The organism is Diplocloster agilis, from assembly GCF_019042275.1.
In the GTDB taxonomy this organism is placed as follows: domain Bacteria; phylum Bacillota; class Clostridia; order Lachnospirales; family Lachnospiraceae; genus Diplocloster; species Diplocloster agilis.
In genome coordinates this window covers 72,685-94,977 of record NZ_JAHQCW010000017.1, presented here as the reverse complement: position 1 = coordinate 94,977, position 22,293 = coordinate 72,685, and the positions used below count along the sequence as shown (strand labels likewise).

At 44.0% G+C, this 22,293-nt stretch carries 21 protein-coding genes; 10 read left to right on the top strand and 11 right to left on the bottom strand.

Annotated elements, in window-relative coordinates; genetic code table 11:
- Positions 1-170 precede the first annotated feature (170 nt).
- From KTH89_RS11620 to KTH89_RS11605, 4 genes are all read right to left on the bottom strand, one after another.
- Complete coding sequence (locus KTH89_RS11620; RefSeq protein WP_238721823.1) at positions 171-632, bottom strand: hypothetical protein; 462 nt, start codon at positions 630-632, stop codon at positions 171-173.
- A 72-nt stretch (positions 633-704) separates the two neighbouring features.
- Complete coding sequence (locus tag KTH89_RS11615; protein WP_238721822.1) at positions 705-2,225, bottom strand: DUF4153 domain-containing protein; 1,521 nt, start codon at positions 2,223-2,225, stop codon at positions 705-707.
- 24 nt (positions 2,226-2,249) lie between these two features.
- Positions 2,250-2,468 carry a helix-turn-helix domain-containing protein gene (locus KTH89_RS11610; RefSeq protein ID WP_158345211.1) on the bottom strand — a complete coding sequence of 73 codons (219 nt, stop codon included), beginning with the start codon at positions 2,466-2,468 and terminating at the stop codon, positions 2,250-2,252.
- A 10-nt stretch (positions 2,469-2,478) separates the two neighbouring features.
- Entirely contained in the window at positions 2,479-2,928 is a 450-nt protein-coding gene (locus KTH89_RS11605) for a DUF2975 domain-containing protein (RefSeq protein ID WP_238721821.1), read from the bottom strand.
- A 257-nt stretch (positions 2,929-3,185) separates the two neighbouring features.
- Here KTH89_RS11605 and KTH89_RS11600 point away from each other — a divergent pair, with 257 nt between their 5' ends.
- On the top strand, positions 3,186-4,037 hold the full coding sequence (locus tag KTH89_RS11600) for a patatin-like phospholipase family protein (RefSeq protein ID WP_238721820.1): 852 nt from the start codon (positions 3,186-3,188) through the stop codon (positions 4,035-4,037).
- Positions 4,038-4,213: 176 nt separating this feature from the next.
- Here the strand turns inward: KTH89_RS11600 and gyrA are convergent, their stop codons facing one another.
- The 6 genes from gyrA to dnaA form a co-directional block, all read right to left on the bottom strand.
- Positions 4,214-6,721 carry a DNA gyrase subunit A gene (gyrA, locus tag KTH89_RS11595; protein WP_158345217.1) on the bottom strand — a complete coding sequence of 836 codons (2,508 nt, stop codon included), beginning with the start codon at positions 6,719-6,721 and terminating at the stop codon, positions 4,214-4,216.
- A gap of 13 nt (positions 6,722-6,734) precedes the next feature.
- Positions 6,735-8,651, bottom strand: coding sequence for a DNA topoisomerase (ATP-hydrolyzing) subunit B (gene gyrB, locus KTH89_RS11590; RefSeq protein WP_238721819.1), 1,917 nt, complete (start codon positions 8,649-8,651; stop codon positions 6,735-6,737).
- A gap of 11 nt (positions 8,652-8,662) precedes the next feature.
- A complete protein-coding gene (gene recF, locus KTH89_RS11585) occupies positions 8,663-9,742 on the bottom strand; it encodes a DNA replication/repair protein RecF (RefSeq protein ID WP_158345221.1) in 1,080 nt (359 codons plus the stop codon).
- A 10-nt stretch (positions 9,743-9,752) separates the two neighbouring features.
- The gene (locus tag KTH89_RS11580; RefSeq protein WP_158345224.1) at positions 9,753-9,962 is read right to left on the bottom strand and encodes an RNA-binding S4 domain-containing protein; all 210 of its coding nucleotides are present in this window, start codon (positions 9,960-9,962) and stop codon (positions 9,753-9,755) included.
- A 129-nt stretch (positions 9,963-10,091) separates the two neighbouring features.
- A complete protein-coding gene (gene dnaN, locus KTH89_RS11575; protein ID WP_238721818.1) occupies positions 10,092-11,204 on the bottom strand; it encodes a DNA polymerase III subunit beta in 1,113 nt (370 codons plus the stop codon).
- Between the two features lie 354 nt (positions 11,205-11,558).
- Complete coding sequence (dnaA, locus tag KTH89_RS11570) at positions 11,559-12,908, bottom strand: chromosomal replication initiator protein DnaA (protein ID WP_158345228.1); 1,350 nt, start codon at positions 12,906-12,908, stop codon at positions 11,559-11,561.
- A 545-nt stretch (positions 12,909-13,453) separates the two neighbouring features.
- On the opposite strand from dnaA, the gene rpmH reads away from it, so the two are divergent.
- The 8 genes from rpmH to rsmG all read left to right on the top strand — a co-directional run bounded on the left by rpmH (position 13,454) and on the right by rsmG (position 20,390).
- On the top strand, positions 13,454-13,588 hold the full coding sequence (gene rpmH / locus KTH89_RS11565; protein WP_158345230.1) for a 50S ribosomal protein L34: 135 nt from the start codon (positions 13,454-13,456) through the stop codon (positions 13,586-13,588).
- Between the two features lie 126 nt (positions 13,589-13,714).
- Complete coding sequence (gene rnpA, locus KTH89_RS11560; protein WP_158345232.1) at positions 13,715-14,071, top strand: ribonuclease P protein component; 357 nt, start codon at positions 13,715-13,717, stop codon at positions 14,069-14,071.
- A 4-nt stretch (positions 14,072-14,075) separates the two neighbouring features.
- Positions 14,076-14,291 carry a membrane protein insertion efficiency factor YidD gene (yidD, locus tag KTH89_RS11555; RefSeq protein ID WP_238721817.1) on the top strand — a complete coding sequence of 72 codons (216 nt, stop codon included), beginning with the start codon at positions 14,076-14,078 and terminating at the stop codon, positions 14,289-14,291.
- 18 nt (positions 14,292-14,309) lie between these two features.
- Positions 14,310-15,614, top strand: a complete 1,305-nt coding sequence (locus KTH89_RS11550; protein ID WP_158345236.1) for a YidC/Oxa1 family membrane protein insertase — start codon at positions 14,310-14,312, stop codon at positions 15,612-15,614.
- Between the two features lie 11 nt (positions 15,615-15,625).
- Positions 15,626-16,249: an RNA-binding cell elongation regulator Jag/EloR gene (gene jag, locus KTH89_RS11545; protein WP_158345238.1), complete on the top strand. Its 624-nt coding sequence runs from the start codon at positions 15,626-15,628 to the stop codon at positions 16,247-16,249.
- Positions 16,250-16,356: 107 nt separating this feature from the next.
- Positions 16,357-17,733 (top strand): tRNA uridine-5-carboxymethylaminomethyl(34) synthesis GTPase MnmE, encoded by a 1,377-nt coding sequence (gene mnmE / locus KTH89_RS11540; RefSeq protein WP_238721816.1) that lies wholly within the window; start codon positions 16,357-16,359, stop codon positions 17,731-17,733.
- 12 nt (positions 17,734-17,745) lie between these two features.
- Positions 17,746-19,644 (top strand): tRNA uridine-5-carboxymethylaminomethyl(34) synthesis enzyme MnmG, encoded by a 1,899-nt coding sequence (mnmG, locus tag KTH89_RS11535; RefSeq protein ID WP_238721815.1) that lies wholly within the window; start codon positions 17,746-17,748, stop codon positions 19,642-19,644.
- Between the two features lie 2 nt (positions 19,645-19,646).
- Positions 19,647-20,390, top strand: coding sequence for a 16S rRNA (guanine(527)-N(7))-methyltransferase RsmG (rsmG, locus tag KTH89_RS11530; RefSeq protein ID WP_238721814.1), 744 nt, complete (start codon positions 19,647-19,649; stop codon positions 20,388-20,390).
- A gap of 196 nt (positions 20,391-20,586) precedes the next feature.
- On the opposite strand, the gene KTH89_RS11525 is transcribed toward rsmG, so the two are convergent.
- Entirely contained in the window at positions 20,587-21,534 is a 948-nt protein-coding gene (locus tag KTH89_RS11525; RefSeq protein ID WP_238721813.1) for an alpha/beta fold hydrolase, read from the bottom strand.
- 249 nt (positions 21,535-21,783) lie between these two features.
- Here KTH89_RS11525 and KTH89_RS11520 point away from each other — a divergent pair, with 249 nt between their 5' ends.
- Complete coding sequence (locus KTH89_RS11520; protein WP_158345248.1) at positions 21,784-22,236, top strand: hypothetical protein; 453 nt, start codon at positions 21,784-21,786, stop codon at positions 22,234-22,236.
- Positions 22,237-22,293 lie beyond the last annotated feature (57 nt).

Genomic DNA, 22,293 nt, shown 5'->3' with positions numbered 1-22,293 from the left:
CAGATTGAAAGCGTTAAAATATTTGCTGTCTTGATAGTTTTTCTAACTGCACCTGAACTTATACATTATTGAGCAGCGAATGCTGCGAACCCGCCCGAAGGGCATGTATTAATGGGATACTGTTAAGTATACATTATTTGAGCTGCGAATGCTGCGAACCCGCCCATAATCTACTGAAAATGTTCCATAACGTACAGTCTTTGTTCCTTTTCCATATACAGAACCGCTATTTTGTCCCACTCGTTTTTTGAATACAGTATCCATATCGGTTTCTGTTCCATCTGAGGGCTATATTCCTCAGGTATTTCCAGCGTTTTAAGTATTGTCCGCACATATTCCTGAAGCCCGGTATGATTCCCTGTATTCATATTTATTATAAAATCCGTGGTCTGCTGATCCATTTTTATTTTAAATATGTTATATCTGTCATTATCACCGTGAAACCCGGCCGGGCTTTCTTTTTCATATATTTCCTCACTGGTATCCGGAATACGGATTCCCCAGTTTATGGCTATCACCCTTTTGGAATCGTTTTGGCGCTTCCAAAACATAGGGATGATTACTAGAAAAAGGATAAGAATTACCGCCATAAGAGCTATGATAAATACTTTGTTTTTATTTTTAAGTTTCAACCGGATTCCCTCCTTTTTCCCCTTTCCGGGGCAGAGCTTTCTCTTCCGGATCTTCATTCATCTTCTATGTTCTTAATTGAAATCTACTTTCAATAACTTTTTGTCTTCTTCATGTTTCTCCAGGTACTGAACTGCGGCTATTTGTGCTTTGTGTTCAGAGAAGTTGTATTTTCTCCAGGAGCTTTGGTATTTCTCATCCAATTTATAAAAATAATCATAGAATTCCATCTTGCGGGTCTGTTGGGCGTCAAAACTAAAGGCGTCCGAATATACACGGCTGGCCCCCTCTATATTTTCAGGGTCTAATTTGGCGATAGCCGGCGCGGCATCGTCTGAAAGGCTGTTCATCAGATAATGGATATCATCTATATGCATCACTTCCATGTGGGCCAGGTTATAGTTGGCAATCAGATAATCCGGTCTCGCAAAGGAGAATCCCAGATAGCCGATGGTCAGTACGATCATACAGTAAAAAAACAGACGGAATTTACTCCTGTATACGCAGATCAGGGCGCCCGCCATAAAGAACGCCAGCAGGATCAAAAACCACAGTACCAATACCCTTAAGTAGGTCAGATGATAAACCGCAACATACAGAATCATCCGATAGATGGAAGAAGCGATCAGAATATAATTGCAGACGGATATAATGGTCAATAACACCTTCAGCGCCTTGTGATCACGGAAGAACGTGTTGCAAATAATGACCATAGCGAAGTTTAGAATACTGACGAAAAGCAGCTCGAAAAATCCTCTTCTGGCATATTCCGCATAGGTGAAATCACCGGGCAGTCCTGTCACTCCCTGCGCAAATAAATACACTACCTGGATTCCGCAAAAAATCAGATAAACCGCGCACAAAATGGATGTAAACGTAATCGCTATAATAGGTTCCTGGTTTTTACACGCGGGCTGATCTTCTTTCAGCCGGTAATTAACCAAACCGCCCACTGCGGCATAAATCAGTATGATTCCAAGAAATATCATACAGATAATGAATACAATATTCATATCAATCCGAATATAACTCAGCGCCTTTGAAACCATTTCATAAAAGATCCTGTCCGCGCTGACTAACATCAGAACAACAATCAGGAACAGCGGAAGCGCTATCAGAATTCCTAACAATACATATTTCAGTTTTTTGTTCTCCTGCCCCGATTTCTTTTTGAAAAATTTCCCGGTCTGGGAAAAGGGAAGCGCGATGCTCTCCATAATATCCCAGAAAAAGGTCGAAATATTCATGATAAATCTTCCGAATCCCCACTTTCTCTCCTCATACATCTGATAAAGCAGACTGACGCCAAGCAGGAGCAGGATACCGGCCATATTAAAAAAGTGAAGAAACAGGTCATCCGTCAACACCGATGAAATCCCCAGCAGCAGCGCTGCCGCCGCATAAAATACAGTGTCTTTTTTGATCTTTAATTCCAGCTGCCGAAAAGCCAGTATAAAATATGCAAGCGTACCAGCCACCCAGAAGGGCAATGTGATCCCATGCAGATTCCGGTACAGACAGAATGTAAAAAAGAAACCATATATTATACTGGAAATCATAAAGTATCCGTATCGTGACTCTAATTTTTCTTTCATACTACTCTCCTATCCGCCGTATGCTTACGGCTTTGGCTTATCATCCACATATTCCAATATGTCGCCGGGCTGGCAGTCCAGCGCTTCGCAAATCGCTTCCAAGGTCGTAAACCGTACCGCCTTTGCTTTATTATTTTTCAGAATGCTTAAATTCGCCATTGTAATATCCACTTTATCGGCTAGCTCCGTCAATCCCATCTTCCTCTTCGCCATCATCACATCCAGGTTCACTACAATTCCCATGAGGCACCTCCTAAATAGTCAGGTCATTTTCTTCTTTGTAAGAAACGGCCTGAGCAAAAACCTGGGAGAGAACAATACTGAACAAACCGGCAACAAAAAATACCAGTATAATGATCAGGGTTGCCGGAGTGATGACGAAAATCAGCCGGATCAGAGTAATGCCGCAGATAATGAGGCTGAGTACCCCCATTTTCTTAAGGCTATTCACATTCTCATGAACAAAGCAGTTTTCCTGAATAACCGTCCGAAATATCTTTCTGAGTTCCCCGATAATCCATACCGCTACGATTCCGGAACAAAAAAACAAGATACACATCTGTATATAATAATCCCGGAAAGTTGGATACCAGCGCCCTATTATTTTAAAAGATACCGGAAGCGTAAAACAGACAAGATACCCGCTATAAAACATAAAATCCAGCAGATACTTAACAAACATCACCAGTTTTTTCGAAATCATAAAAATCCTCCTCTGATAGAAAATGCATCTTCCTTTATCTGGAATATATCATAACCTGTTATGAAAATCAATATGTATTTATCGAAAAACAATAAATATTTATTAAATATCAATTTATTTGTTGATTTTCAGAAACCGCAGACCTATAATATAAGACAGCGGACTTGTTTTAAGACAACATGGAAATATATAATGCAAACATGAAATTTTGCAAACACTAAACTTTGCAAACACTAAACTTAATGGAGATGAATAGTATGCGTGATATTGGTTTGATACTGGAAGGCGGCGGCATGCGGGGTATCTATACTGCCGGAGTCTTAGATTTCTTTTTGGATCAGGATCTGGAATTTAAAAACTGTTATGGTGTATCGGCGGGTTCCTGCCATGCCTGCAGTTATATATCCAGACAAAGAGGCCGTGCATATGCGATCAGCGTAGACTATCTGGACGATCCCAGATACTGCAGCCTGAAAAGTTTAATTCAAACCGGAGATATGTTCGGAGCCGACATGTGTTACCATCTGATCCCGGACGAACTAAATCCCTATGATTATGACACAGTAGATAAATATGACGGTACCTTTTACGCCGTAGTCACCAATATAACCACCGGAAAAGCGGAGTATATTCCGATCAAAGATTCCAGAAAAGACATCATAGCCATCCAGGCTTCCAGTTCGCTTCCCCTTTTGTCCCGAAATGTAAAAATCGGAGACAACGAATACCTGGACGGAGGAATCGCAGATTCCATTCCCATCCGAAAATCCATACAGGACGGACACAAAAAGAATGTGCTCATCCTGACCAGAGATCCCTCCTACAGAAAAAGCCCAAATAAACTGCTGCCCATACTGGACCGCAAATACAAAGAGTACCCGAACCTGGTAAAACAGATGGCACGCCGCCATATCCATTATAACAACACGCTGGATTTTATAGAGAAAGAAAAAGAGGCCGGCCACGCCTTCGTTATTCAGCCAAAAGAACCGGTTAAGATCCGCAGAATCGAAAAAGATAAAGAGAAATTAAAGTCCCTGTATGAAACGGGCTACCAGGACGCCGCCAATTGCTATGAGGATCTGAAGAAATTCCTGGAACTCTCATAATCCAGTAAAAAAGGGTTTCGCAAGCGAAACTCTCCGCCTGCGGAGGGCCGCGTATGCGGCATCTTCCTTTCCGCCGCAGTGCGTTCCCCGGAGGACTTTTTTCCATAGGCGCACTTTTCTATGGAAAAAAAATGCCCTGCGCAACCAACTGCGCAGGGCAATTTTCAAATTTTCTATCAAACTTCTTTATTCAGCTCATCTTCCAATTGCTTAAGAACATCTTCCTCGGTCTTATCGGAGGTTTCCCGTACTTTCGCGATGCTGGCTACGGATACATCCTTTTCCTGGTCGATATTGATCAGTTTTACGCCGGAGGTAACGCGTCCGAGTTTGGAGATTCCTTTGCAGGCCATTCGGATAATCGTACCCTCGGTCGTAATCAGCATGATCTCATTGTCCTCGTTTACCGCCTTCACTCCGACCACGTTTCCGGTCTTTTCCATGATCTTATAGCATTTCACACCTTTACCGCCGCGGTTCTGGCTGTTAAACTCATCCACTCTGGTCAGCTTGCCCATACCGAATTCGGATACGATCAGCAGATATTCGCCCTGGGTATTCAGCTGCATTCCTACCACTTCATCCCCATCCGAGAGATTCATACCGATTACACCCATGGAAGCGCGCCCGGTCGGACGTACATCTTTCTCATCAAAGCGGATACACTGTCCATATTTGGTCACCAGAATGATGTCTTTCTCATTGTTGGTGGATTTAACTTCGATCAGTTCATCTTCTTCTCTCAGGTTGATAGCCGCTAATCCGGTCTTTCTGACATTTTCATAATCGGTGATGGGCGTTTTCTTAACGATACCGTTCTTAGTGGCCATGAACAGATATCTTCCCACCTTGTACTCCCGAATCGGGATAACCGCCGTGATATTTTCACCGGGGGTCAGCTGAAGCAGATTGATAATCGCGGTCCCTCTGGCGGTCCGGCTGGCTTCGGGTATCTCGTAGGCCTTTAACCGGTATACCTTTCCCTTGTTTGTGAAGAACATGATATAGTGGTGGGTCGTGGTCATTAACAGGTCTTCGATATAGTCCTCATCGATGGTCTGCATTCCACGGATTCCTTTGCCTCCGCGATTCTGGCTGCGGAAGTTATCTATAGTCATCCGCTTGATATATCCCAGTTTGGTCATAGCGATCACGGTATTTTCTACCGGTATCAGGTCTTCCATGGAAATATCAAATTCGTCGAATCCGATGGAGGTTCTTCTCTCATCCCCGTATTTTTCAGAAATGATCATGATTTCTTCTTTGATCACGCCTAACAGCTTCTTTTCATCCGCCAGGATGGATTTCAAATAAGCGATCTTCTCCATCAGTTCCCGGTATTCCGCTTCCAGCTTCTCCCGTTCCAAACCGGTCAGCGTACGCAGTCTCATGTCCACGATGGCCTGGGACTGGGCGTCGCTTAAAGAGAACCGTTCCATCAAGCGTTCTTTGGCTATAGCCGTATTCTGGGAAGAACGGATAATCTGGATTACTTCGTCTATATTATCCAGCGCAATCAGCAGACCCTCCAAGATGTGGGCCCGTTCTTCTGCTTTGTTTAATTCGTATTTGGTTCTTCTGGTTACGACTTCTTCCTGATGCTTGATGTATAACTGAAGAATCTGGGACAAGTTCATAACCTTGGGCTGGTTGTTGACAAGAGCCAGCATGATGACCCCGAAGGTGTCCTGCAGCTGGGTATGCTTGTACAGCTGATTCAGCATGACATTGGCATTGACATCCTTACGCAGTTCGATACAGATGCGCATGCCTTCCCGGTCGGATTCATCCCGCAGATCGGTGATTCCGTCTACTTTTTTCTCTTTTACCAGCTCGGCAATCTTTTCAATCAAACGGGCCTTATTTACCATAAAAGGAAGTTCCGTTACGATGATCCGGCTCTTACCGTTGGCCATGGTTTCAATATCCGTGACCGCGCGGACCCTTATCTTACCGCGGCCGGTGCGGTAGGCCTCCTCGATTCCTCTGGTGCCAAGGATCATAGCTCCCGTGGGGAAATCAGGCCCTTTGATAATCTGCAGCAATTCTTCGATCTCGGTGTCCCGGTCTTCTATGACCCGGTTATCGATTATTTTGACCACCGCTTTAATAACCTCCCGCAGGTTATGGGGCGGAATATTGGTAGCCATACCGACCGCAATCCCGGAAGTTCCGTTAACCAAAAGGTTCGGGTAACGGGAGGGAAGTACGGCAGGCTCTTTTTCTGTTTCATCAAAGTTTGGCACGAAATCAACTGTGTCTTTGTTGATATCAGCCAGCATCTCCATGGAGATCTTGCTCAGTCTGGCCTCCGTGTAACGCATGGCGGCCGCGCCGTCTCCGTCCACGGAACCAAAGTTTCCATGTCCATCCACCAGGGGGTATCTGGTCGACCACTCCTGGGCCATATTGACCAAGGCGCCATAGATCGAGCTGTCGCCGTGGGGATGGTATTTACCCATCGTATCACCGACGATACGCGCACATTTACGGTGCGGTTTGTCGGGGCCGTTGTTCAGTTCGATCATGGAGTACAGAACTCTTCGCTGAACCGGTTTTAATCCGTCTCTTACATCCGGCAATGCCCTGGCTGCAATAACACTCATGGCATAGTCTATGTAGGAGGTTTCCATGGTCTTCTTTAGGTCGACTTCATGCACTTTATCAAAAATATTGTCTTCCATCTGTCATATCCTCCTACACATCCAGATTCTTTACATATTTTGCGTTTGTCTCAATAAATTCTCTTCTGGGTTCTACCTTATCCCCCATCAGGGTGGTAAACGTCAGATCGATTTCCGAGGACTCTTCCTCGTTCATCGTCACTTTTAACAATATTCTGCGTTCCGGGTCCATGGTGGTTTCCCAGAGCTGCTCGGCATCCATCTCTCCCAGCCCTTTATAACGCTGGATCTTGTTGTTGCCGTCTCTTCCCACTTCCGTCAGAATTTCATTCAGCTCCGGATCGCTGTAGGCGTACCACACCCTTTTATTTCTTTCCACTTTGTAAAGCGGCGGCTGCGCCAGATACACATGTCCTTCCCGGATGAGATCGGGCATAAAACGGTATAGAAACGTTAACAGCAAAGTGGAAATATGGGCGCCATCCACGTCGGCATCCGTCATAATGATTATTTTGTGGTAGCGGAGCTTGGTAATATCAAAATCTTCGTGTATTCCGGTACCAAAAGCCGTAATCATGGCTTTGATTTCCGCGTTGGCGTAGATCCTGTCAAGCCTAGCCTTCTCCACGTTCAGTATTTTACCACGCAGCGGCAGGATCGCCTGGGTATTTCTGGACCGGGCTGTCTTCGCAGAACCGCCGGCACTGTCTCCCTCAACGATATAAATCTCACAGTTTTTCGGATCTTTATCGGAACAGTCCGCCAGTTTTCCGGGCAGCGCCATTCCTTCCAGAGCCGTTTTCCGCCTGGTCAGATCTCTCGCCTTACGGGCGGCGTCCCTGGCTCTCTGGGCCAATATGGATTTTTCCAGAATCAGTTTGGCCACGGTAGGATTCTGCTCCAGATAGATGGTCAGCTGTTCCGTGACAATATTATCGACAGCGCCTCTGGCCTCGCTGTTTCCTAATTTCTGCTTGGTCTGCCCCTCAAACTGGGGATCCCCGATTTTGATACTGATAATGGCAGTCAGGCCTTCCCGGATATCCTCACCGGATAAGTTCTGCTCGTTATCTTTTAACAATTTATTCTTTCTGGCATAATCATTAAACGTCTTGGTCAACGCGTTTTTAAATCCCGCCAGATGCGTTCCACCCTCAGGTGTATTGATGTTGTTAACAAAGCTGTACGTACTCTCCGTATAGCTGTCGTTGTGCTGCATAGCAACTTCCACATAGACATTGTCTTTTGTCCCCTCACAGTAAATAATATCCGGATATATTTCCGTCTTGCTGCGATTTAGATAGGTTACGAACTCCTTGATTCCGCCCTCATAGTGAAAAGTCTTCTCTATGACTTCCTCTTCTCTCTCATCCCGGAGAACGATCTTCAGATTTTTCGTCAGGAAGGCCATTTCCCTAAGCCTTGTCTTTAACGTATCATAATCAAATACTGTTTCCTCGAATATTTTCTTATCCGGCAGGAAAGAAACCATCGTACCGGTTTTCTCCGGCTCGCACTCTCCTACCACTTTCAGCTTGTAGATTACTTTTCCCCGCTCATAGCGCTGTTTATAGATTTTTCCTTCGCTGTAGATGGAGACTTCCAGCCATTCGGACAGGGCGTTTACTACGGAAGCGCCTACCCCGTGCAGCCCTCCGGATACTTTGTATCCCCCGCCGCCGAATTTTCCGCCGGCGTGCAGGATGGTAAATACCACCTCTACGGCGGGTATCCCGGCCTTGGTATTGATTCCGACCGGAATTCCGCGTCCGTTATCGATAACCGTAACGGAATTATCGGGATTAATTGTAACTACAATGGTATTGCAGAATCCGGCTAAAGCTTCATCTACCGCGTTGTCCACAATCTCATATACCAGATGATGGAGCCCTCTTAAGGATGTACTTCCAATGTACATACCCGGCCTTTTCCGGACCGCTTCCAATCCTTCCAAAATCTGAATTTGATCTGCACCGTATTCAGAACTCATATTACTCCTCCTTAAGTGTATACAACTCCGTCCACCACCTGAAATACCCGGTCGATTTCAAACCGGTGATTTACAAAATCATCCAGCCCCGTACAGGTGATCAGTGTCTGTATTTGGTTAATACTGTTCAATAAATAATTTTGCCTGTTACTATCTAATTCAGACAATACATCATCCAATAGCAAAATTGGTGTATCGTGAATCATCTCTTTTACCAGCTCAATCTCCGCTAACTTCAGTGACAGCGCGCATGTCCGCTGCTGACCCTGGGACCCGAACCTTCGGATATCGATCCCACCGATCTGAAACAGCAGATCATCCCGGTGCGGCCCGATGGAGGTCAATTTGAATTTCATATCTTTTTCCAGATTTCTTTTCAACTGTTCCCTAAAAGCATTGACAGAAATATTCGGTTCATATACCAGTCTGCACTTTTCTTTTTCTCCGGACAGCTGCCCATGGATTCTCTCCACGATGGGGCCCAGATGATCCATAAACTCCATCCGGCGTTTTATAATCTTTGATCCGAACTCCGCCAGCTTCTCATCCCACAGAAAAAGAGTATCTTTTAACTCCGGACGGGCCCACAGATCCTTTAACAGTCTGTTTCTCTGATTCAGGGCTCTGTTATAATTCGTCAGGTCGAATAAATATGATTTATCCAGCTGACAGAGCTCAAGATCCATAAACCGCCTGCGTTCGGCCGGTCCGTTTTTGATAATATTCAGATCCTCCGGAGAAAAAAATACATAATTGACGATGCCAAATAACTCGCTGGCTCTTTTGATTGGAATGCCATTAATGGCGATTCCCTTGGTTTTATTTTTTTTTAAGTGCATGTCGATCCGGTACGATATGTCATTCCTGCGAATGATCGTACGGATATGGGACTCTTCCTGATGGAAGGCGATTACATCCCGGTCCTTGCTTCCTTTGTGGGACTTAGTCGTACCGCTTAGATAGACGGCTTCCAGTATGTTCGTTTTTCCCTGGGCATTATTTCCGTACAGAATATTGGTTCCCTCATCGAATTCCAGATGAAGGGTCTTGTAATTCCGGAAATTTTCAAGATCCATGGATTGTATAATCATGTTCCACCAGCTACTTTTTTATTTCGATCTGTTCTCCGTCAAAGGTCACGGTATCTCCGCCGTAGAGTTTCTTTCCTCTCTGGCGTTCCACCTCACCGTTGACTTTCACTTCACCGTTTAGAATCACCTCTTTGGCGTCCACACCGGATTCTACCAGGCCGGCCGCTTTTAATGCCTGCCCTAATTTAATATACTCTTCTCTTAACTTAATTTCCACTATTTTCCTCCAGTGGGCGCATTTACTGCGCCATAAATTCAGGTATGGGGGAACGCTTTTCGTTCAACCGTTCCTCCAGTGGCGCATGTACTGCGCCTCACATTTTTCAGCAGAATAAAATATTATTCATTCTTAGCGGTTAACCGCGTTAAAATTCACCGGAAGAATCAAATAGATATAAGTTTCATTATCATCCTTGATGAAACAGGGAGCCTTCGGATTCACCAGATATACGCTAACTTCCTCCTCATCGATTACCCGGAGGGCGTCGATCAGGAACTTCGGGTTGAATCCGATCAGTATATCCTTACCCTCTTTTTCGATATCGATATTTTCATCCATGGAACCTAACTGGGAATTGATGGTCAGTTCCATATTGCCATCCTCGATGTGGATGATGATGGGTTTTTTATCCCCCTCTTTTACCAGCAGGGTAGCGCGGTCGATACAGTTCAGGAATTCTCTCTTGTTTATTTTAACCTTCGTCTCATAGTCGCTGGACAGCATCTGCTCGATTCGGAAATATTCTCCTTCGATCAGACGGGAAACCACCAGGGTGGAATCGAATTCAAACACCACATGATTTTCCGTAAAGAACAGCCGGATCTCATCCTCCGCCTCACCGGAAAGAATCTTGCTGACTTCCTGAAGGGTTTTTCCGGGAACGACCACTTTTTTATCCTCATATGTATCTTTTAATTCGATCCTACGAATAGAAATACGATGTCCGTCAAGAGACACGACCTTTAACTGATTCCCCTTGATTTCAAATAACTCGCCGGTCATCAGTTTATTATTTTCATTATCGGCAATGGAGAAGATCGTCTGGCGAATCATCTCTTTCAGTGTGAACTGAGAAATGGTGACAAAATCCGTTCTCTCTATATAAGGCAGATAAGTAAAGTCCTCACCGGATTTACCGGATATATTAAATTTCGCTTTCTCGCAGGTGATCGTGGTCTTTAAGTTACTGTCGGTTTCGATTACCACATCATTATCCGGAAGTTTACGGACGATCTCGGAAAAGATCTTTGCGTCCAGCGCGATGATACCTTTTTCCAGAATCTCGCCTTCGATTTTGGTCTCGATTCCCAATTCCATATCGTTGGCGGTCAGTTTAATCTCATTTGCAGAGGCGTCGATCAGGATACATTCCAATATAGACATCGTGGTTTTAGAAGGAACCGCTTTGGAAACGATATTGACGCCGTGAAGTAAGTTGGCCTTCGAACAGATAAATTTCATAGTGTGAATAACTCCTTTCAGGATTGCCATAGATATATTTATAAAACAAGTTCGTAGTCTTAATCTTAGGGGGTGTTCGTAAGTGGATAACCCCTCGGGAGCCTGATAAAACCTTAATCTTAAGATTTTAAAACTCTGTGAATACCCCGGAGACAGGTTCCGGATAAATATCAAGTTATGCACAGACGATTTTCCGTACAGATTTTTATCAACCGCAACGAACAGGATATCAACATTTTATGTGGATAGATTTCATACAGTGCCGCATGTATTTTACTGCGGCTTAAGTTCAGGTATGGTGTAACCATTTCAACAGTAGGGGGATAACCTGCCGGTTTTATAAAAAGTATGTGGTTAAGTCGGATTTATCTTCTTTTTCAGTATATCAATGGTGTTGCGAAGGGTGTCGTTTTTCTTAATCTCATCCGTGATCTTGTCCGCTCCGTGAATAATGGTGGAGTGATCCCGCTTGCCCAGAATATTGCCGATGGCTTTTAACGCGGTATCGGTCATGTCCCGGCACAGATACATGACGATCTGACGGGGCACTACGATTTCGCTGTTTCGTTTACTTCCCTTGATATCGGCGGAACTGATATGGAAATGCTCCGCAACCACATCGATAATCAGTTCCGGCGTTATTTCCTTTTTGGCGTCGGGGGAAATGATATCCTTCAGGGCTTCTTCCGCGAATTCAATGGTAATCTCTTTTTTCTCCAGTTTTGCCAAAGCGTTCAGACGGTTTAAGGCTCCCTCTAATTCACGGATATTGGACTTAATGTTGGTTGCAATGTATTTGATAATTTCATCGTCAATGTTATAACCGTCCATCTCTTCTTTTTTCCGGAGTATGGCCATCCTGGTCTCGTAATCCGGGGAGGAGATATCGGCAATTAAACCCCATTCAAATCTGGAACGGAGCCTGGCTTCCAGTGTTTCCATATCCTTTGGCGGTTTATCACTGGAGATGATAATCTGTTTTTTCAAGCTATGCAGGTGATTAAAGGTGTGGAAAAATTCTTCCTGGGTACTTTCCTTACCTATGATAAACTGCACGTCGTCAATCAGCAGCACATCGATGTTCCGGTATTTCTCACGAAATTTGGACATGGCCGTATTATTTCCGTTTCGGATGGCCTCGATCAGTTCATTGGTAAAGTATTCACTGGTGACGTAAAGTACTTTCTTATTCTGATCCTTGTCCAAAATGAAATGAGCGATGGAATGCATAAGATGCGTTTTCCCCAGTCCAACGCCTCCATATAAAAAGAGAGGATTATACATCTCTCCCGGTGATTCCGCCACGGCCAGCGAAGCGGCATGTGCAAAGTTGTTGTTACCGCCGACGACGAAGGTATCGAAGGTATACTTTGGATTTAAGTTGGCCCGTTCGATGGTTTCGTTCATCTGTGGTTTACTTTGACTGGAAGATTTTTCGATTTCCCGGACATCTCGTGGGGTGATAAATTTAATATTATATTCTGTACCGATGATTTCTGCTATGGTCACTTTAAGCGGCAGCATGTATTTATTCTGTATGATGGTCAGGGCCTGTTCCTGATTGACCAGCAGGGTTATCTCATCATCTTCAACCCGGTATACTTTTAAAGGAAGGAGCCATGTCCGAAAGGAAACATCCATAATGTCGTATTCCACACGGACAGTTTCCAAAATCTCATTCCATTTTGCTAAAATTGTGTCCATATTCAATCTCCCAATTCTTTCAACCATTTTGATGCACGCAAAAATATATGAATCCTGCGAATTGTAAAATCTCTCAAATATATATTAAACTAAAACATTTGATTTAGCAATGTGTAATTTGATATGAATCGGCTGCAAAATTTTGTTAATTTTATGTGGATAAGTTGGAATAAGTGGTTGAATCGTAAAATTTGTCCATCTCGGGTTAACCTATAATCTTTAAGTTAAAATGCTTTATGTGAATTATCAAAAAACATTATGCACATTCCGAACGCCTTGAAAAATGAAGGGGTTTGTCCGAATGGGAAAAGCTTTTTCACAAATTATCAGATAATTATCCACAAGTTATCCACAAAATGTTGATAACTTTATGTAAATCTGGACAAGATGATTTTTGCGTGTGAAGAATATAGCGAAAAAATCCAGGATTTACTTGACTTTACGCCGCTATATGAATATAATTGAAATGATGTTTTCTCAGCTCAAGGAAAAATTTGTGCCATAATATTATATATATTTGGTGTATGTAAGGAGGTGCCGCGATCATGAAAATGACATTTCAGCCGAAGAAGAGATCCAGAGCAAAAGTTCATGGATTCAGAAAGAGAATGAGTACAGCTGGTGGAAGAAAGGTTCTGCAAGCCAGAAGAGCAAAAGGAAGAAAAAAATTGTCAGCTTAGGCCGCAGCTAATGTGGCCTTTTCTTCTATATAGAACATCTTTTTATCGGGGATGCTACATATAGAAAAAGGAAAGGACCAGACAGGGTTTTGCTGAAATAATCGGAAAATCAGGTTAATCAGACATATGAAATTTTCGGATTCGCTGAAAAAAAGCAGAGATTTTCAAACGGTGTACAAAAAGGGAAGATCCTACGCCAATAAGTGTTTGGTTTTGTATGCACTGCCAAACCATTCAGAATTAAACAGAATTGGAATATCGGTAAGCAAAAAAGTCGGAAATAGTATTGTAAGGCATAGGATCACAAGAGTCATAAGAGAGTGCTACCGGCTGCATGAAGACTCTTTTCAAAGAGGATGGGATCTCGTGGTAATCGCCAGGGTTGCCGCGAAAGAGAAAAGTTATCAGGAGTTAGAACAGGCGTTGCTGCATTTGGGCAGGCTCCACGGGATAGCTGCCGTGGATGAGGAAAAAGGAGAGTGATGAAATGAAGAAGGTATTGATTCATTTGATCAGAGGTTATAAGAAATATATTTCTCCTTATTTAAGAGGATCGATTCAGTGTATTTATATTCCGACCTGCTCGGAGTATGGGATCGAAGCAATTACAAAGTATGGGGCGCTGAAGGGCGGATACCTTACAATTCGAAGAATTCTGCGGTGTAATCCATTTGCGAAAGGTGGATATGACCCTGTTCCATAACACGAGGAGGTTATTCTTTTGCCAGGAATATTATTAACACAGAGTAATACATTTATCATCGGACCGATTGCCAAAGTGCTCGGCTGGATTTTGGACAAGATTTATATTTTTCTGGATACGGTATTTCATGTACAGAATATCAGTGTCTGTATCATTATCTTTACCTTTGTAATTTATATGTGTATGCTTCCGCTGACGATCAAACAGCAGAAGTTTTCCAAGCTTTCGGCGAAAATGAATCCCGAACTGATGGCGATTCAGAAAAAATATAAGAATAAAAAAGATCAGAATTCCATGATGGCTATGAATGAAGAGACAAAGGCGCTGTACGCGAAGTACGGGGTATCCCCGACGGGCGGCTGCTTACAGCTGGTCATTCAGATGCCGATCCTGTTCGCGCTGTACCGGGTTATCATGAATGTACCCGCCTATGTGGACAGTGTAAAAGACATTTTTATGGGTTTGGTGAACCATATCTATTCGATACCCAACTATCAGGAACTGGTTACCGAGATGGCCCAGAGCGCCAAGGTAATGTCAACGGATTTTGGTACGGCGGAAGCTGCTAAGAATACCATAGTGGACGTGCTGTATAAGTTACAGTCGGCGGATTGGAGTACCTTGTCCGCTAAGATCTCGGATTTTGCCGGCGGTGCGCAGGCAGGCCTGGAGCAGCTGGTATCGGGTACTTCCCAACAGTTGACTCATATCAATAATTTCTTTGGAATTAATATAGCGGACGCGCCGTGGACGATTATTAAGACAGAGATGGCTACAGGGATTGGCATCGGAATTGTGATCGCCATCGCGATACCAGTTTTATCCGCCCTGACGCAGATGCTGAGTATCAAGCTAATGCCTCAGCCCGCTGCTACCGATGAGAACAATACCATGAACAGCACCATGAAGTCCATGAACCTGATGATGCCGATCATGTCTGCGGTATTCTGTTTTACGTTCCCGATCGGTCTTGGTATTTACTGGGTAGCCAGTGCGGTGGCCAGAGCTATTCAGCAGATTGCTATCAATAAATATATGGATCGTGTGGATATTGAACAGCTCATTGCGAAGAACGCGGAGAAAGCCGCTAAGAAGAGGGCGAAAAAAGGGCTGCCTCCTCAGAAGGTGAATACGGTGGCCAGACAAAGTCTGAGAAATATAGAGGATACGACGGCTAAGAAAAAAGCTATGAGTTCAGAGGAGCGGGAAGCTGCCATTCAAAAGTCTACGGAATTCTACAAGAATAACGAGGCCAAGCCGGGAAGTATCGCTTCGAAGGCCAGAATGGTTCAGCAGTTCAATGAGAAAAATAAAAAGAAATAGGGGGTTTTCTTATGGATTATATGGAAGTCAGTGCGAAAACGGTAGAAGATGCGATCGTAGAAGCTGCGATTAAGCTGGAAACTACCAGAGACAAACTGGAATATGAAGTATTGGAAAAAGGATCCGCGGGTTTTTTGGGATTTAACAGTAAACCGGCTGTCATTAAAGTCCGTAAGATCGTTACATTAGAGGATCGGGCGGCTGATTTCTTAAAAGGTATGTTCGATGCCATGAATATGGTAGTGGAAACGAAGATCGTCTATGATGAGACCGACAAAAACATGGATATCGAACTGATTGGAAAGGATATGGGGATTCTGATCGGTAAGAGAGGCCAGACCTTGGATTCCATCCAATATCTGGTAAGCCTGGTCGTTAATAAAGGAACGGAAGATTATATCCGGGTGAAGGTGGATACGGAGGATTACCGCAGACGCAGAAAAGAAACATTGGAGAATCTGGCCAAGAATATCGCGTTTAAAGTTAAGAGAACAAAGAAACCCGTATCTTTGGAACCTATGAATCCTTATGAGAGAAGAATCATCCATTCGGCTCTCCAGAATGATAAATATGTGACGACCCACAGTGAGGGCGAGGAACCTTTCCGCCGGGTTGTCGTAACATTAAAGAGATAAGATCCTACAAAAGAGGATACAGAAACGGCGGCCTTCAGGATATGGAGGGCCGCTTGTTGTGTCTATACGTGAATCTGTATATTAGAAGCGGAATTTAGGTGATAAAGATGAACACACAGGAAACCATAGCAGCAATAGCAACCGGCGGGTCTAATTCGGGGATCGGGATTATAAGGATCAGCGGAGAGGAAGCGGTTGCAGTTGCGGACAGGATATATCGCTCACCAAAGAGAAAATGCCTGAAAGAGGTAGAGTCCCATACGGTGCATTATGGGTATATTATGGAGAAGGATGAGATACTGGATGAAGTTCTGGTTCTGGTCATGAGAGGGCCTTCTACCTACACCGGCGAGGATACGGTGGAGATCGACTGCCATGGCGGGATGCTGGTTATGGAACGGATTCTCAGGGCGGTAATAAGGAACGGGGCAAGACTGGCGCAGCCGGGAGAATTTTCAAAAAGGGCGTTTTTAAATGGGAAAATGGATCTGTCCAAGGCGGAAGCGGTAATGGATCTGATTCAGGCGAAAAATGAATACGCCCTGAAAAGCTCTGTAAGTCAGCTGAGGGGGGCCCTTTATGATAAAATAACCGGCGCACGTCAGGAGATTCTTCATGAAATCGCGTTTATAGAGGCGGCTTTGGATGATCCGGAACATATCAGTTTGGATCATTATCCCGAGAAACTGGGTGCAAAGCTACGGAAGCTGGAAGAAGATCTGATAAAGTTAAAGGATTCTTTTCAAAACGGCAGAATGATCCGGGAAGGGATCAGGACGGTGATCGTGGGAAAGCCCAATGCCGGAAAATCCTCCCTGCTGAATCTGCTGCTGGGTGAGGAGCGGGCCATTGTCACCGATGTTGCGGGGACGACCAGGGATATCCTGGAAGAAAATATGAATCTTTCCGGTATCAGTCTGAATATCGTGGATACGGCCGGTATCCGCACTACGGAGGATCAGGTGGAGAAGATAGGCGTCAGCAAGGCCAGGGCCTATGCCAGGGATGCGGATCTGATTATCTATGTGGTAGATTCCTCCACTTCGCTGGATGAGAGCGATGAGGAAATTATAGAGCTGATCCGGGAACGGAAGGCATTGGTTTTATTGAATAAGACAGATTTGGACGCGGTTACGACGGAGGAAGAACTGGAAAAAAGAGTCGGCCATCCGATTATTCCGATATCTGCGAAAGAGAAAACCGGAGTGGAAAATCTGGAAAAGGCGTTGAAGGATATGTTCTTCCATGGAGAAGTCTCGTTCAATGACCAAGTATATATTACAAATGTAAGACATCAGCGGGCGGTGGAGGAAGCGCTAGACAGCCTGAAGCTTGTGGAACAAAGCGTCCGGGATCAAATGCCGGAGGACTTTTATTCCATAGACCTTCGGAATGCCTGCGATGCGCTGGGAGCCATAACCGGCGATACGGTGGGAGAGGATCTGGTCAATGAGATTTTCAGCAAGTTCTGTATGGGTAAATAGAAGGTGGAGAATATGCCAGTAGTAGAAGAATATTGTGATATCGTAGTGGTAGGAGCGGGACATGCCGGCTGCGAAGCAGCTTTGGCGGCTGCCAGGCTTGGTATGAAGACTATGATGTTTACCGTCAGTGTGGACAGTATCGCTCTGATGCCCTGTAATCCGAATATAGGAGGCAGCTCTAAAGGGCATCTGGTGCGGGAGATCGACGCGCTGGGCGGCGAGATGGGAAAGAATATAGATAAAACATTTATCCAGTCGAAGATGTTAAATGTATCAAAGGGGCCGGCGGTGCATTCTCTGAGGGCCCAGGCGGATAAAGCAGAGTACAGCCGGAGCATGAGAAAAGTGCTGGAAAATACCGAACATCTGCAGATCAAGCAGATGGAGGTGGTGGAGCTGTTGGCAGAGAATGGTGAGATTACCGGGGTGAAGACGTATTCCGGCGCTATTTACCATGCAAAAGCGGTGATACTGTGTACCGGAACTTACCTGAAGGCCAGGTGTATCTATGGAGAAATCAGCAGCTACACCGGGCCGAATGGTCTGCAGGCGGCGAACTATCTGACGGATTCCCTGAAAAAACTGGGGGTTAAGATGTACCGGTTTAAAACAGGTACCCCTGCAAGGATCGATAAAAGATCGATTGATTTTGAGAAAATGGAAGAGCAGTTTGGAGACCCCGAGGTAGTTCCCTTTTCTTTTACGACGGACCCGGAGGATGTGCAGATCGATCAGGTCTCCTGCTGGCTGACGTATACCAATGAACATACCCATGAGATCATAAGGCAGAATCTGGATCGTTCCCCGCTGTATTCCGGTATGATTGAGGGAACCGGGCCCAGATACTGTCCCTCTATTGAAGATAAGGTGGTTAAATTTTCGGATAAGAACCGGCATCAGGTGTTTATTGAACCGGAAGGCATCCATACGAATGAAATGTACGTAGGAGGCATGTCCAGTTCGCTGCCGGAGGACGTGCAGCAGCAAATGTACCGGACTGTGCCCGGCCTGGAGCATGCGAATATCGTGAGAAACGCGTATGCCATCGAATATGACTGTATAGACGCGAGACAGTTAGATCCTACATTAGAGTTTAAGAATATAAAGGGGCTGTTCAGCGGAGGGCAGTTTAACGGAAGTTCCGGGTATGAGGAAGCGGCGGCCCAGGGCTTAATAGCCGGTATAAATGCGGCGTTAAAGATTCTGGGAAGAGAAATGATCATCCTGGACCGGTCGGAAGCCTATATTGGAGTGCTGATCGACGATCTGGTGACAAAAGAAAACAAAGAGCCTTACCGTATGATGACATCCCGGGCGGAATACCGGCTATTGCTGCGGCAGGATAACGCGGACCTGCGGCTTACGGAAAAAGGATATGAAATTGGATTGATCTCCCGGGATCGTTATGAGAGGCTGATCGAAAAGGAACGGCAGATAGAGGAAGAAGTATGCCGGGTAGAACAGGTTCATATCGGAGGGACGAAACAGGTACAGGATCTGCTGATGGAATTAGAGAGTACGCCGTTAAAGTCGGGTACTACGCTGGCGGAACTGATTCGGCGGCCGGAACTGGGGTATCAGGTATTGGCGCCCATCGATCCGGGCAGACCGGATCTGCCAAAAGACGTACAGGTACAGGTTGAGATTAACCTGAAATATGAGGGATATATCAGGCGGCAGCTAAAACAGGTAGAGCAGTTTAAAAAGCTGGAGAAAAAGAAGCTGCCCCCGGACCTTGATTACGATCAGATATCTTCTCTTAGAATAGAAGCAAAACAGAAATTAAAGGAATACCGGCCGGTCTCTATTGGGCAGGCATCCAGAATAGCCGGAGTATCACCGGCAGATATTTCTGTGTTGCTGGTACATCTGGAACAGTACAGGAGAAATCAGGAGCAGAGCGGGAGATGAGTATGGAAGACAGAGAGATAGAACTTCTATATGACAGCAGTATATTTGAAAAAGATCTGAAAAGCTGCGGGATTCAATTAACCAGAAGACAAATCCGACAGTTTCAGGATTATTATGAAATGTTGGTTGAGACGAATAAGGTGATGAACCTGACGGGCATTACGGAATACCATGAGGTGATGAAGAAACACTTTGTGGACAGTGTGTTGCTGAACCGGGTGGTTGACATAAAGTCTATTCGGACGGTTATGGATGTAGGGACAGGTGCGGGATTTCCCGGTATTCCTTTGAAGATTGTTTATCCACATTTAAAGGTGGTATTATTGGATTCTTTGAACAAAAGAATTGGTTTTTTGGGGCAGGTTGTGGATAACCTGGGGTTGAAGGATGTGACATTGATACATGGGAGAGCGGAGGATTACGCCAGGGACGTTCAGTACCGCCAGCAGTTTGAGCTGTGTGTGTCCAGGGCTGTGGCGAATCTGGCGCTGTTGTCTGAGTATTGTATTCCCTATGTGAAAAGGAACGGTTGTTTCGTGGCTTACAAATCTGGGGAAATTGAAGAGGAAGTGGCGGCGGCCGGGAAGGCTGTCGGGGTGTTGGGAGGGAAAATTGATAAGAATGAGAAGTTACTGCTTCCGGATACGGATATTTCCCGATCATTTGTAGTAATCAGGAAAATAAAAGATACGCCTAAGGTGTATCCAAGAAAGGCCGGTATCCCTAAGAAAGATCCGATTATGTGAAGTTGGTGATGGGAGGGGACTGGCTCCTTTCGGCAGTAAAGTTAGAGTGCGGGATACTAGGTGGAGAAAGGTGCCTGTCCCTGGATGTCGGTCTGATCGAGTCAACATCCGGGGACAGGCACCTTTCTCTGCGCAGTATCTTGCACCCTAACTTTACTGCCGAAAGGAGCCAGTCCCCTCACATCTATCCCAATTATTAATCCAGATATATCTTTATCTGATTATAAAGGGCAACGGGATTCTCCAGTTGAGGCAGGTGACGGGTATTTCGGATTTGTGTTGTTTCTATGGCGGGATTGAAGTACGTATATTCTTTCAATATTTGGTCGATATCCGCCTCTTCTTCTCCGCCTACCAGATAAATGCTGTTATCCAATTCTTTTAACGCATGAAGAATATTAATATTTGTATATTTACCTTCCATGCTGGCAAATAAATGCCTGGAAGTGGATTTTCCCAGATGGCATGCTTCATGATAGGCATCGATATCCTTTTCATTCAGGGAGGAGATGTTACAGTAATACTTATTTCGGAAACAATCTCCGATCCGGTCCTTGGAATGAAGCATATTGTAAGTAAACATACCCAGGATCGGTATTTCTAAATAGAATTTCCAGGCCTTGGATTTTTTCGTTGGAATCTGATTTAGTTTTTGAAGACTTTCCGGATTTATAATGATCATTTTATCGATCAGTTCAGGATCATTATGACAGGCCATGATAACAAATGAGCCTGATATTCCGGTTGCTATGATGTCTGTTTTCCTGCAGATAATATTTTTAATAAAATCAGATACCATCTGCACGTAGAGATAATTGGTATATGTCAAATTTGGCTTATCGGATCTTCCGCAGCCGAGCAGATCTACAGCGTATACCGTATGGTCCTTGGATAATAGCTGTATCATATGTTTCCATTCATATGCCGAGGAAGAGGAGTTCAAATCGTGAATTAATAATAACGGCTTGCCGGAGCCTTGTTTGGTATAATAGATCTTTCCAAAGCGCCAGTCATAATAATATCCCCTGGTTTTACCTAATATATTATCAGATATAGAAAGAGTATTAATTAGCTTATTTATACAGAACAATGCCCCAGCAGTAGCAGCTGTCGTAAGGGCTATTGTTTTTAATTGTTTGTTCATCACTAAGCCTCCTTTATCTGTTTCTATCTCTGTCTATTATAATCTAAATACAGATTACTTACAAATATATTTTCAAAAATTAAGATTGTTTTTAGAAATTTAGAAAATAAGCTTTCTTTAAATTTCGTATTGGTATATGATATAGAGAAGATATTTGTAAAAATAGTCGCTTTTTAGATGATAGATTTGTTTTATGATGAAAAAATAGTTATCTTATTAATTATGTCTTAGCGGATAGGGATTATGCAAATGGTAAACGAATATTTTGATCGGACTTATGATGAGTGTAAAACAGAATATGACAGACAATTGGAAATGTTAAACCAGTACAGGCGCCAATTGGAAGATATTCATAAAATGATGGAGTTTGAAAAAACTCAGGAAGATAATGAAAGTAGAATTTTTTCTCCCTATGAAGAGGATCATTTCAATCAGGAAAATTATGAAAAATTGGTGGAAGAAGAATCAGAGGTATTGATTCAAATACAAGAATTAGAAATCGAAGTTCTGAATTGGAAAAGTAAATTAGAGTCTCTGCGGGAAGTTCAGCAGCAGTGGAATGTGGAGACGAATGATTTAAAAGTAAAAAATAAATCCGACATCATTAATAAATTAGAATATTGTATCAAGTTGGTAGATGTAGATCCTGTAAGATGCAAACTAGAGATGAAAAACTTGTTAAAACTGCTTAAAGATTTGTAAATAAGGATAGTTCATTCTGTAAAAAAACTAATTCAATAGATAAACCATAATGTTTCA